Consider the following 11,958-nt stretch of genomic DNA (forward strand, 5'->3'; position numbering starts at 1 on the left):
GTCAAGATATTGAAACTGTTTATCTATTAGGGCGTGTCCTCATTTGAAAAATTGATTTTAAAGATTTAAAAGAATGATTTAACCTCTTTTTATTTGTATATTTCTCAATGGCACGAACTCTACTCACCGATGATATTTGACAACAAATCCAGTCTACGATGCAATTTCATGGTTGTTATTGTTCAAAGAACGGTAGAAATATCATGGAAGCCATCTTATGGAAATTATGTACAGATGCAACATGGCGTGATATTCCTGAAGAATTTTGTCCTTGGAAAACAGCATATAACCGCTTTAATCGTTGGGCGAGTAAGGGCTTGTGGGGTAAATTTTTTTAAACTACGAGGCGTATTGGATCAAGAATGAGTATTCATTGAGGGAAGCTACATATGCGCGCATCAGCATGCAAGTGGAGCTCGGCACGGTTTCAAGCGAGCAATTGGACGGTCTAGAGGTGAAAGAACCACAAAAATTCATCTTGCAACCGACGCGAATGGATTGCCGATTGATTTTAAAATCACTAGAGGTGAACTCCATGACAGCCAAGTTGCGGAGTAGTTGATTGGTGAGGCAGATTATCTGATTGCAGATAAAGGTTATGATTCGGAAAAAATTAGGACGTTGCCAAGAAAGCAAAATATTGTGCCGATCATCCCAATGAAATCAAATAGTAAGAGAGAAAATAAAGAATTTGATCGGTATTAATATCGTTTAAGTCATCTAGTTGAAAATGCCTTTGCGAGATTAAAACATTTCCGAGCGATAGCGACCCGATTTGATAAGCTTGCACGAAATTATCAGTCTATGATTTACATTGCTTGCATGTTAATTTGGTGCAAAGCCAAATGAGGACATGCCCTAGACATCAGACCTCCTTATTTTTTAGTTTTTATACTATAGTGCCCCATAGTATAAAAAGCAATACTTTTTATAAATCGAAAAATCAAAAAGGTCTTTAGCGAAAATTTTCTGTCTCTATTTTTAATTTTTTTAAATAAACATAGTAGAGCTTATACAAAAGTCACAAAAAAATGGGAGCTTTAGCTCCCATTTTTTTATTTTGGCTCATGTTCTTTGTAATGCTGTGACCTTTTAGAATTATGTTTCCAACTTTTAGCCACTTTGTAGATATTTTGAACGTATCACACCTTAAAAATACTACCGATAGTTTAGATTAAAAATGCCTTTACAGACTGTACTAGATTATTTTTAGTGAGCGGATGATATTTATTATTCATTATTTAGGAATTATTAAATCCTATAAATATCATTTATTGGATTATTTTACTTTGGTACTGTGCATATCAACCCCCAGTTATGAATAAGGAACAACTATGAATAAGATGATGAGTGCTCTTATCCTAGAAAATTTTGGTGATCATGAATTTACACGTGTAGAACTCCCTATACCTCAACCAGAGGCTGGGCAAGTTCTAGTACGTATTCATGCTAGTGGTGTAAACCCTATTGATTATAAAATTCGTCTTGGTGAAGCACCATATGCTATGCCAGAGCTTCCTGCCGTGTTGGGAACAGATATGGCTGGGGTTGTAACTGCTATTGGTGAAGGTGTCACTCACTTCAACGTCGGAGATGAAGTTTACGGTCTGATTGGTGGCGTTCGTAATCTTCAAGGATCTTTAGCAGAATATATTGTAGCAGATGCTGATCTGATCGCATTAAAGCCACGGAATATCTCTATGCGCGAGGCAGCAGTACTACCATTGACGTTCCTCACCGCTTGGGAAGGTTTAGTGGATAATGCTAAGGTTCAACCAGGGCAAACTGTACTGGTTCAGGGTGGTGCTGGTGGCGTTGGTTATATGGTTGTTCAGCTTGCAAAAGCACTTGATGCAAATGTTTGGGCGACTGGTCGTACAGCTGATCAATCGCTGATTTCAGAACTCGGTGCAACACCTCTCGATTACACAACAGCATCTTCCGATGACATTATTGCTGCAAGCCCTGAGGGTCAAGGCTTTAACATTGTTTACGACACTGTGGGTGGTCCAGTACTCGAAGCCTCACTTTCCATGACAACTCACTATGGCCACATTACCAGCTGTGCTGCATTTGGTAATCATAATTTAGCGAGTTCATCTCTACGATGTGCCACACTGTCTGGCGTATTCGTCCTATTGCCGATGTTAACAGGCAATCGCCGTTCTCATCATGGTGATGTCCTTAAGATCGCTACCCGTCTCGTTGAGGAAGGTAAACTGTGTCCTATTGTTGATCCTCGTCATTTTACTCTAGACCAAGCGATTGAGGCTCATGATGCTGTTCAAGATCGCTCTGCCAATATTAAGGTCGTTATTGATGTCATTTAACGCACTTCAGGCCAAGACTTGGCGCTTCAATTGTATTGGAGATACAGATGTTCTGACATTAGAAACACTTCCTGTTGCTTTACCAGCCGCAGGAGAAGTTCTAATACAGATGAAAACGATCGGACTCAACCGGGCTGATGTAATGTTTCGGCGTGGTACTTATATTCAAAAGGCAGTATTCCCTTCTCGTCTGGGATATGAGGGAGCAGGCATAGTTCTTGCGATAGGTGAAGGTGTACGCCAATTTTCTCCAGGAGATGCAGTATCGATTCTTCCGACTGACAATCTAGCCAAATATGGGACATATACGGACAAGCTTCTGATTCCAGAAACTTTTTTAGTTCACAAACCTGATAGTTTAAGCTGGGAAGAAGCTTCTTCAATCTGGATGCAGTATTTGACGGCTTGGGGTGGTGTAATCCATGCTGGTGGAGTTTCGAAAGGAAAAACGATCTTGATCACAGCAGCTTCAAGTAGCGTAGGACTAGCTGCGATACAGATAGCTGAAGCAGCGGATGCTAAGGTCATTGCAAGTACACAGACGATAGAGAAAAAGCAACGTTTACTGGATCTCGGTGTTAAAAATGTTATAGCCCGTGAAGATGAACCAGATTTGTATGAGGCGCTTGTTTTACGTTTAGGTGGAGAACATCTTGATGTCGCCTTCGATGCTGTGGGAGGGCCACATATTGAACAGATTGCAAAAGCGATGTCTGTGGGAGGAACTATGGTTATGCATGGTGCACTTAGCCCGGAGATCACACCATTTCCCCTTAAAGTTGCATTACGCAAAAGCTTAACCATGCGAGGTTTTTTATTCCTTGAGGTTCTCCATGACCCTGTTCTAAGGGAGCAAGCCAGACGATTTATTCTTAGCAGTATAGGTGCAGGATATCTTCGTCCAGTGATCGACTGTTGCTTTAACTTTGAGGACATGCATGACGCTCAGCGCTATCTTGAATCAAATCAGCAAATAGGAAAAATTGTAGTTACTCTAAATACATGATGGTCTTATCTGATTTCTACTTTCTAAAAAAAAGGTTAGTTACATCTGATTCAAGTTTCTATATGGCCCAGCACTTCCGCTAAGTAATCAAACAATGCTCGGATTCGCAAAGGTGTCGGGCCCCGCTGTGGACGATATAAATACAGGCGCCAAACGGGAGAGTTTTCCTCATGAAGTATCTGAATGAGCTTACCACTCCTAAGCCACGGCAAAACTAGAAATCCAGGCATGTGTCCGAATCCGACTCCAGCGAGAATAGCTTGAAATTCAGCTTCTAGATCATCTGTAATAAAACGGGGCTTTGATGGCGTAAAGCTTCGACTTTCGGTGAATGTCCATGGCCAGTAACGCCCTGTTTTATGATCGACTAGTGCTGTTAGAGGGTATTTATCAAGATCAATAATTTTTTTGGGCATTCCAACCTTATCAATTAACTCTGGCGTACCCACAGAATAAAAGTTCACTTTAGCCAATTCCTTTGCCACATATCGATTGTCCGGCAAAAATCCAAATCTGATCCCGATATCTATCCGCTCATCGATCACATCCGAGTGTGAATCTGTTAGCACACAATCAACGACAATATCTGGATAACGTGTGGCAAATTCTGCTAGTGCAGGTATTACCAATTTACGCCCTAACACAGACGACACAGTAAGACGGACAGTCCCACGCATTTCATCTCGTTTTTCCTTGGTGTCTTTTACAAGCAAAGCATCGATTGATCCCACCGCAAAACGTGCTTGCTTTGCCAGACGCTCACCATCAGCGGTAATTTTAATTTGTCGAGTACTCCTGTAGAACAGAATCTCTCCGCGCTGCTCTTCTAGCTCTTTTATTGCCCGTGTCACTACCTGTGGGGAAATACCTAGCTGAGTTGCTGCCTCCTTAAAATTTCGAGACTCTGCTGCGACACAAAAGATACGCATCATTTCCAATTTGTTCTGCATGTCCAATCCTGTGTTATGGTAATTATTCCGTAAATAGGAATTCTGAAAGATAATATTATTCATTTATTATACCTGACAAGGCTGTAATACTTAACCCATCAAATATGATTGACAGATAGGTTGAAGGTTACTTATATGAATAATATAGAAAATAAAGTTATTGTTATCACTGGTGCAAGTAGTGGTTTAGGTGAAGCTACTGCTCGCTTACTTGCTAAAAAAGGTGCAAAGGTTGTACTTGGTGCTAGACGTACTGAAAAATTACAGGCTATTGTTCACGACATTCGTGCTGAAGGTGGTCAAGCTGAATTTATTGGTATGGATATAACCAAACCACATGAAGTACAAGCACTTATTGAAAAGGCATTAAGCGCATTTGGTCAAATCGATGTATTGGTAAACAATGCTGGATTAATGTCTATTGCACCATTAAGTGAGCTAAAAGTTGATGAATGGGATCGTATGATCGACATTAATATTAAAGGTGTTCTTTATGGTATAGCAGCTACACTGCCTGTTTTCCAAAAACAAAACTTTGGACACTTTATTAATCTCGCATCTGTTGCAGGGTTAAAAGTATTTAGTCCAGGAGGTACTGTTTATAGCGGTACTAAGTTTGCTGTAAGAGCCATCTCTGAAGGCCTTCGTCATGAAGTTGGGGGAACAATTAGAACGACTACTATTGAGCCTGGTGCAATTGAGTCAGAACTAAAATTTGGTTCTTCTCATAAAGAAAGTTCAGAGTTTGTTACTGATTTCTACAAACAAGCCATACCAGCTGACTCAGTCGCTCGAGCAATTGCTTATGCAATTGAACAGCCTGCGGATGTAGATATTAATGAAATTGTTTTGCGCCCAACGAGCCAAGAGTTTTAATTATTGAATAACATAAAATGGGAGTACTTCGCTCCCATTTTTACTATATTTTTTTAAAGTTGAGGACAAATCTATGAAAGCCGTATCGTATGTTATAAATAACCATGATGATTTTAAAAATTCATTGGTAGATATTGAAAAAGCGAAGCCTACGCTTAAGGAACGTGATGTACTGGTAAAAGTTCAGGCAATCTCTGTGAATCCAGTTGATACTAAAGTGAGAAAAAATTCGTCTGAAGCAAATAATCGTATTTTAGGTTGGGATGCCGTTGGGGAAATTATCGAAGTTGGCTCAAAAGTTACCTCGTTTAAAGTAGGAGATTCTGTTTGGTATGCTGGCAATTTAACCCGAGATGGTAGTAATGCTGAGTTTCAAGCAGTCGATGAACGAATTATCAGTCTTAAACCAATTACAGTATCTAATGCAGAAGCAGCAGCATTGCCATTAACTGCAATAACGGCATGGGAAATGCTGTTTGATCGGTTTCAAATTTCAGAAACAGAAGTTGGCAGTATTTTAATTATTGGTGGTGCAGGCGGTGTAGGTTCAATTGCTATCCAACTCCTAAAAGCAAAAACAAATCTGAGCGTTATAGCAACAGCTTCACGTGAAGAAACGAAATCTTGGGTGGAATCACTTGGTGCCGACCATGTCATTGATCATAGCAAAGATTTAAATGTACAAATCGAGACACTAGGCATTGAAAAACCAAAATATGTATTCTCTACAAATCATACAGAAACGTATATCAAGCAAATAGTTTCTCTGATTGCACCACAAGCCAAGCTTGGATTGATCGATGATCCACAAGCATTTGATATTATGCCGTTTAAGACTAAATCTATTTCTATCCATTGGGAGTTGATGTTCACCCGTTCAATGTATGAAACCGATGATATTGAAAAGCAAGGTAATCTATTGCAACAGGTTGCCCAATTAGTTGACCAGCAAAAAATTAGAAGTACCCTCAACCAAAATCTAGGAAAAATTAACGCTGCAAACTTGGAGAAGGCGCATAAGTTGCTTGAATCAGGCAAGTCAAAAGGCAAAATTGTACTAGAAAACTTCTAAAACAAATTCAAGGTGAAATAATGACTATTTCAATAATTGCGAACTTTAAGGCAAAATCAGATCAAAAAGAGACGTTAGAAGCGCTTTTAAAAAGTGTAATAGAGCTTACGCTTCAAGAAGAAGGATGCTTGAAATATGAGCTTTATATTAGCGAAAATGACTCGAGTAGATATTTCTTCTTAGAAGAATGGCGTAGCAGGGAGGATTTAGATATCCATATAGCCTCTGATTATATTCAAAGTTTATTTGGTAATATCCAATCGCTAATTGAATCAAGTGATATTATAGAAATCAAAAAAATATAGCTGTATTCGGACATTATGATGAAGTATTCTTCAAATTAACATAGAGACTTAGAAAGCTAACATAAAAATTGTAGCTATAAGCTCCTGTTTTTTAATATTTTTTTAATTTTTTAGTAGTAACCTAGGCTTCAACAAATTATGCCCCTAAGGGGAGCCACCAATACCCTGCATTTTGACAACAATGTCATCGTTTAGAGGCAGGAAATTTACGAGCATCAGTCGGTACGACTGGTGATTCATATGATATTGCTTTGGCTGAAACGGTGAATGGCTTATACAAAACAGAGGTGATTGAATATTTAAAAGCAGATTGGCAAGGTTTAGAAGATGTACAACTTGCGACACTAAACTGGGTAATCGAGAATAAGCGAATTCCTATTCCTGAACACGTAGAGCCTTAACCGGAAAAAAGAGGCTTTGGGAGCCGATTCTTTAAGCCGTATGGCTGATCTGATTGTTCACCTTGGCTTATTAAAACCGTGGAACATTGATCAAATAGTAAGCGTGGAACATAAAAAATCATTAAAAAAGCCCATTCGAGGGTAAATGAGCTTTTTAATAGTATATAAAAAATTGATTTTTAAAGGAATAAAAATAGCATTTCGTATAAGAGTTTTTATGTTAAATAGGACTAAAAATATACTCTAATTTTAGAGTTCTCTTTTAGGTATGATGTAAAAACATACAAGCCTAAGAGTTTAATTTAAAGGTTAAGAATTGAATAAATTAGTAAATATTTTTATGGCTTTAGGAGTTTGCCTTTCAATGGAAACATTTGCAGAACCTGTTTTTTCTAATGATTTATTAGCGAAAGCAGAAAGTGGAGATACTTCTGCCCAGTTAGAATTAGCTGAGATTTATCTATATGGTCATGGTGTTGATTCAGATGAAAATCAAGCTGAAATTTGGGCTATTAAATCAGCTGAAAATGGAAATGTAGCAGCAATGTTTTGGTTAGCTGATGGATATGTTACCTATGCTAGATTAATAGAGGATGATGACAAAAACGATTCTTTAGAACATTTCCAAAAAGCTTTTAAGTGGTTTCAGAAAGCTTCAGAAAATGGTCATTCTGAATCAATGGTTGAGTTAGCTGACCTATATACTCGCGCAGATAGCGGAATAGAAGTTAATATTAAGAAAGCTTTAGAACTTCGTGAAAAGGCTGCAAAGTTAGGTAATAAGAAAGCAATGCGAAGTCTTTCCGTTATGTATCGTGATGGTATAGGCATTCCTAAAAATACTGATTTAGCTCAAAGTTGGTGGGATAAGTCTGAAAATTAGTCTTAAGACTTCCTAAAATTAACATAATGGCGGTTACACGAAGCAAAAAACGTAGGAAATTGGCTCAGGCTTTGTATAACTCGTATTATGTTAATTTTAGTAAAAGTTAAGGATTTTTAAGAGTTTAATAAATGAATAGTGTTCATGAAATTATAGCAAAAATACATAATGAATGGGAGATTGAACCTAAGAAAGCTATTCAGAGAGGTATGGAATGTCCCTTTCCTTTGCAGTGTTCATTAAACCTAAAAAGCAAAATTTACTCACAAATACCCCAAGTACTTTTACCAAAAGTATTAGAGGATTTTTATACAGTATCTAATGGTGCAGATCTATTTAAAGATCAAGAATACGGACAATGGGGCTTAAAATTATATTCTATTGAGGAAGTAATTTTTGCTTCAAAAATTTATAAAATTAATCGTAATAATGACGCTCTTCAAAGTGACTTAATTATTGGAGAATTCTATGGAGATTCAGACTTATTGTTAGTTCGATGTGATCCTAATAGTGATGATTACGGCTCTATTTTTGTTGTCTTACCTATAGATCAAAGACAAGATTGGTACATTGTTGCTAATACTTTTCAAGAATTCATTAGTAAATTTTATGAAACTCAGGGTGATAAATTCTGGGAACCTTAAAATTATATGGCGGACATAAGCTCTATTTAACTTATGTTCACCTAAAATTTATTTAATTATCATAAAAATAGTATCATTTTTTGAATTTCATATAACGCGTATTATGTTAATTTTAGAAAATCTATACAGTTCCTATTAATAAAATTTAGATATTTCTAATGGATAAAAACAGTATAATAATTAAAAGAAATTTAAAGAGTGCAATATATGTTTGGTATTTTTTCTTCTAAAAAGCAAAACTCCTTAAAAAACCCTGTTTACTTAGAAAAATTCATAAATAATGCCTACTTAGAATTAAGTAATAGTATTAAATCACCCAATGAGCTTTATCTTTTTTTAATTGAGGAACTTTGTGGAGCATCACAAGGGAACAATGATGGAAAACAACTAGTAGATTTTTCACAATTTCATGAAATTGAATATAGGAATGCATTAAATAAAGAATCTGCAATGGACTTACCTAATAGCCCACTATCAATATTAAATAATAGTGTCAGCCCCCAGTTGATTAAGGAGTTAGGAATAGATGAGGCTGTAAAAATAAGATGTACGCTTATAAAAAGGTTAATAGAGGCAAATCAAAACACATTAAATAGTAGCCGTTTAACTTTTGCAAAAAGCTACATTCAGGTTGGAAGTTCTTATCTTCCAGAAGGTGAAATTCAAGCATGGTTTGATGTCATTAACTCAATACAAGGAGCTAGTAAAAAAACTATCCTAGAACCCGATGATTTAACAAAAATTATTACTCCTTCAAACCATACAGCACAAGGAAAGTACTATGACATGTTCAAAGACCTTGAGGATTATTTAAGTAGCTTATATGAACAGCCATCACATAGTACTTTTATGCCCTTACTTTACGCTCTTCGTATCGCTTATGCTGGCATGTATTCTCAAGGAATATGTTCAAAAGCTGACTTTGATGCTGTTGATCAAGGCTTTTTTAATAGAGTCATTCTAATCGGCCAATCTATTTCTAGAGAAGAGCAAGTCTCTTTTCAAGAATCATCATTAGATAAAGCACTAGAGTGGATCAATAAATATTATATTGTTATAGACAGACAGACTTCTTCACATTTAGTGAATACAGCTAAATCAGGCTTGTAAGATAGTAGTCTATAATTTACATAAGCGCTTATATTTAAGATAAAGTTTTTACTATTTCCTAGCTATAAAAACTAAAATCCATACCTCGATCTTGCTTAGATCGAGGTTTGCTCAGCTACTTTTACTGTTCTATATCGTTTTTTAGTAAAAATATCTAAAATTTCATCATTTAACATAATGGCTGTTATAAAAACTAGCTATGTAATGCAATTCGCATTACAATATCCCCATACATTCAATAAATGGGAAAAAAATAATGGCTACTGTTAACTTCAGGGTTGATGAAGCCCTTAAAGAAAAATCTTATTCAGTTCTTAGAGAACAAGGTATTGCACCTACTGAGTTTTTTACAAATGTCCTTGAATACATTGCAGCGACTGGGAAACTCCCTGTACAAAAAGCTTTACTCTCAGAAGAGGATACCGAGCTATTAGCGATTGTTCGTAAACGTATGAATGATCCTAAAGAAATGTTCGAGGAAATTACTTTAGATGACTTATAAGCTTTTACGTAATAAGGACTTCACAGCTGAATGGGAAAAGCTTCCTAGTGCTATAAGAGATCAATTTAAGAAGAAACTCGCCAAGGTCATAGAGCAGCCACATATTCCCAAGAATATGCTTAGAGGTGATCTCACGGGATGTTATAAAATTAAATTACTAAAGACTGGAGTTCGACTGGTCTATCAAGTCAAAGATGATCAGGTAGTTATCTTGCTCATCACCGTTGGGAAACGAGCTGACAGCATAGTTTATGACGAAGCAAAAAAACGCATTAAAGACTAAAAATGGGAGCTTCAAGCTCCCATTTTTGACCTCGTATAAGGTGTATTATGTTAATTTTTAGTTAATATAAAATTTAGATAGCTTCTGCAACTAATTTTAAAGCTGATTTAATTTTTTGCTTATTCTCATACATTTTTTTGTCAGCTTGTTCTGCTGCAAAATATAGCCCAATACTGGGATGCCTCCTACAAGGCAAGACATCTGATCGAGAAATTTTTTACCAAGCTCAAGCAGTATCGTGCTATTGCCACACGCTATGATAAATTGGCTCAAAACTTTTTATCAGCGATCTACCAGGCTTAATTGATAACACGCCCTAAATATTTCTAGAATATTCTCTTAAAATCTCCTACACCCTAATTTTATCTTCATATATAGTTTTCTCTATCACTTCATTGATCTCTTCATTCGTCCACTTTTGAAACTTAGCCCTACAAATGAATATTGATTGCAAAATAAATTTGTGCTTACCTTTTCTTAGATAAAGATTCTTTACTTTTTTCCATAAGAAACAATTAAATAGCTTACTACTTCTAAATTTATACCAATTAGAAAAAATTTACTGTTAATTAAAACTTAACAAAAGCCTGAGCTTGTAAAATAATCTAAATATCAGTTACTTTATGCTCAGAAAAATATTATTATTGTATTATTAATGTTTAATATTTGTGGTTTGTATGTTTTGGATTCTTATAGCAGTTCTAGTTTTGATTGGTATACTATTAATTATTTCTATAGTGAAGGAACATCTTAAAAATCCTTTCAGATAAATGACTCAATTTTAATCCATTTAACATAATGGGCGTTATACGAAATGTGTTTGTAAGCCCAAAATAGAAATGTCCGGTTTCTCCAAAGTAAAAATGTCCGCTTTTAGAATATGCGCTTTTGCAATTTCCTTAGCGGACGGTTTGATATGTTGGTGTCTATGTCGGATAAAGAACTTAAACGATTGTCGGTCTTGCAAGAAATCTGTGATCAACGTATAACTCAATCCCAGGCTGCTCAGCTACTTCATATCTCAGAACGTCACATCAGACGCTTACTGCAGAAATACAAAGCTCAAGGTCCCGCTGCATTAGCCCATGCCGGTCGTGGCCAAATCAGCAATTCTAAACTTCCTGAAGAACTCAGACTTAAGTGTCTCAATATTGTTTCAGATCAACTTTATGGTTTCGGACCCACTTTAGCGCATGAAAAGCTCACCACCGTGCATGGATTCGATCTTTCAGTAGAAACCCTGCGTTCCTGGATGATTGCAGCCGATTTATGGATCCCTCGCTGCAAGCGCCTGAAACGACCATATCAGCCTCGTTATAACCGAGATTGTTATGGTGAATTGATCCAAATTGATGGCTCACACCATGATTGGTTTGAAGGTCGAGCACCTAAATGCTGTCTGCTAGTATTCATCGATGATGCCACAGGAAAATTGCAGCATTTACGCTTCTGTGCGTCAGAGTCAGCCTTTGACTATATGATTTCGACACGTTTATATATCGAACAGCATGGTAAGCCATTGGCATTTTACAGTGACAAACTGATGTGTGCTGAGAAAACAGGAGGTTTTAACTTGGTAAACTATAGACACTCATC

12 protein-coding genes and 3 pseudogenes are annotated in these 11,958 nt (G+C 36.6%); 14 read left to right on the top strand and 1 reads right to left on the bottom strand.

Translation table 11 applies throughout. The features are described from left to right. Positions 1–158: 158 nt before the first annotated feature. From ACTJJG_RS17855 to ACTJJG_RS17865, 3 genes and pseudogenes are all read left to right on the top strand, one after another. Positions 159–849 (top strand): annotated as a pseudogene (locus tag ACTJJG_RS17855) (IS5 family transposase). A 485-nt stretch (positions 850–1,334) separates the two neighbouring features. Next, positions 1,335–2,330 carry a zinc-dependent alcohol dehydrogenase family protein gene (locus ACTJJG_RS17860; RefSeq protein WP_001038516.1) on the top strand — a complete coding sequence of 332 codons (996 nt, stop codon included), beginning with the start codon at positions 1,335–1,337 and terminating at the stop codon, positions 2,328–2,330. Then, positions 2,320–3,336 (top strand): zinc-dependent alcohol dehydrogenase family protein, encoded by a 1,017-nt coding sequence (locus ACTJJG_RS17865; RefSeq protein ID WP_000009381.1) that lies wholly within the window; start codon positions 2,320–2,322, stop codon positions 3,334–3,336. Before ACTJJG_RS17860 ends, ACTJJG_RS17865 begins: the two co-directional genes overlap by 11 nt. A gap of 50 nt (positions 3,337–3,386) precedes the next feature. On the opposite strand, the gene ACTJJG_RS17870 is transcribed toward ACTJJG_RS17865, so the two are convergent. Continuing rightward, the gene (locus ACTJJG_RS17870; protein WP_001180108.1) at positions 3,387–4,286 is read right to left on the bottom strand and encodes a LysR family transcriptional regulator; all 900 of its coding nucleotides are present in this window, start codon (positions 4,284–4,286) and stop codon (positions 3,387–3,389) included. Positions 4,287–4,421: 135 nt separating this feature from the next. On the opposite strand from ACTJJG_RS17870, the gene ACTJJG_RS17875 reads away from it, so the two are divergent. From ACTJJG_RS17875 to ACTJJG_RS17925, 11 genes and pseudogenes are all read left to right on the top strand, one after another. After that, positions 4,422–5,162: an SDR family oxidoreductase gene (locus ACTJJG_RS17875; RefSeq protein WP_001059480.1), complete on the top strand. Its 741-nt coding sequence runs from the start codon at positions 4,422–4,424 to the stop codon at positions 5,160–5,162. A gap of 73 nt (positions 5,163–5,235) precedes the next feature. Then, positions 5,236–6,234 carry a zinc-binding alcohol dehydrogenase family protein gene (locus tag ACTJJG_RS17880; protein WP_002120211.1) on the top strand — a complete coding sequence of 333 codons (999 nt, stop codon included), beginning with the start codon at positions 5,236–5,238 and terminating at the stop codon, positions 6,232–6,234. A 20-nt stretch (positions 6,235–6,254) separates the two neighbouring features. Next, complete coding sequence (locus tag ACTJJG_RS17885; protein ID WP_000155817.1) at positions 6,255–6,539, top strand: putative quinol monooxygenase; 285 nt, start codon at positions 6,255–6,257, stop codon at positions 6,537–6,539. Between the two features lie 185 nt (positions 6,540–6,724). Next, positions 6,725–6,895, top strand: a pseudogene (locus ACTJJG_RS17890) (IS3 family transposase); the annotation flags it as partial. Between the two features lie 409 nt (positions 6,896–7,304). Continuing rightward, positions 7,305–7,823, top strand: coding sequence for a tetratricopeptide repeat protein (locus tag ACTJJG_RS17895; protein WP_000447196.1), 519 nt, complete (start codon positions 7,305–7,307; stop codon positions 7,821–7,823). Positions 7,824–7,954: 131 nt separating this feature from the next. Further along, positions 7,955–8,467, top strand: a complete 513-nt coding sequence (locus ACTJJG_RS17900; protein ID WP_001089570.1) for an SMI1/KNR4 family protein — start codon at positions 7,955–7,957, stop codon at positions 8,465–8,467. Positions 8,468–8,674: 207 nt separating this feature from the next. Next, positions 8,675–9,577, top strand: coding sequence for a hypothetical protein (locus ACTJJG_RS17905; protein ID WP_000466974.1), 903 nt, complete (start codon positions 8,675–8,677; stop codon positions 9,575–9,577). 256 nt (positions 9,578–9,833) lie between these two features. Beyond that, positions 9,834–10,079, top strand: a complete 246-nt coding sequence (locus ACTJJG_RS17910; RefSeq protein WP_000246757.1) for a type II toxin-antitoxin system RelB/DinJ family antitoxin — start codon at positions 9,834–9,836, stop codon at positions 10,077–10,079. After that, positions 10,069–10,362, top strand: coding sequence for a type II toxin-antitoxin system RelE family toxin (locus ACTJJG_RS17915; RefSeq protein WP_000221360.1), 294 nt, complete (start codon positions 10,069–10,071; stop codon positions 10,360–10,362). The genes ACTJJG_RS17910 and ACTJJG_RS17915 overlap by 11 nt, the downstream gene beginning before the upstream one ends. A gap of 186 nt (positions 10,363–10,548) precedes the next feature. After that, a pseudogene (locus tag ACTJJG_RS17920) lies at positions 10,549–10,665 on the top strand (transposase); the annotation flags it as partial. 625 nt (positions 10,666–11,290) lie between these two features. After that, positions 11,291–11,958, top strand: a 668-nt coding sequence (locus tag ACTJJG_RS17925) for an ISNCY family transposase (protein ID WP_440608991.1), incomplete at its 3' end; no start/stop codon positions are given.

Origin of the sequence: Acinetobacter sp. 22512 (assembly GCF_052044755.1) — a bacterium.
GTDB lineage: Bacteria > Pseudomonadota > Gammaproteobacteria > Pseudomonadales > Moraxellaceae > Acinetobacter > Acinetobacter pittii.

Coding starts and splice junctions, on each gene's coding strand:
- ACTJJG_RS17860 (WP_001038516.1), top strand. CDS start 1,335: ATGAATAAGATGATGAGTGCTCTTATCCTAGAAAATTTTGGTGATCAT.
- ACTJJG_RS17865 (WP_000009381.1), top strand. CDS start 2,320: ATGTCATTTAACGCACTTCAGGCCAAGACTTGGCGCTTCAATTGTATT.
- ACTJJG_RS17870 (WP_001180108.1), bottom strand. CDS start 4,286: ATGCAGAACAAATTGGAAATGATGCGTATCTTTTGTGTCGCAGCAGAG.
- ACTJJG_RS17875 (WP_001059480.1), top strand. CDS start 4,422: ATGAATAATATAGAAAATAAAGTTATTGTTATCACTGGTGCAAGTAGT.
- ACTJJG_RS17880 (WP_002120211.1), top strand. CDS start 5,236: ATGAAAGCCGTATCGTATGTTATAAATAACCATGATGATTTTAAAAAT.
- ACTJJG_RS17885 (WP_000155817.1), top strand. CDS start 6,255: ATGACTATTTCAATAATTGCGAACTTTAAGGCAAAATCAGATCAAAAA.
- ACTJJG_RS17895 (WP_000447196.1), top strand. CDS start 7,305: ATGGAAACATTTGCAGAACCTGTTTTTTCTAATGATTTATTAGCGAAA.
- ACTJJG_RS17900 (WP_001089570.1), top strand. CDS start 7,955: ATGAATAGTGTTCATGAAATTATAGCAAAAATACATAATGAATGGGAG.
- ACTJJG_RS17905 (WP_000466974.1), top strand. CDS start 8,675: ATGTTTGGTATTTTTTCTTCTAAAAAGCAAAACTCCTTAAAAAACCCT.
- ACTJJG_RS17910 (WP_000246757.1), top strand. CDS start 9,834: ATGGCTACTGTTAACTTCAGGGTTGATGAAGCCCTTAAAGAAAAATCT.
- ACTJJG_RS17915 (WP_000221360.1), top strand. CDS start 10,069: ATGACTTATAAGCTTTTACGTAATAAGGACTTCACAGCTGAATGGGAA.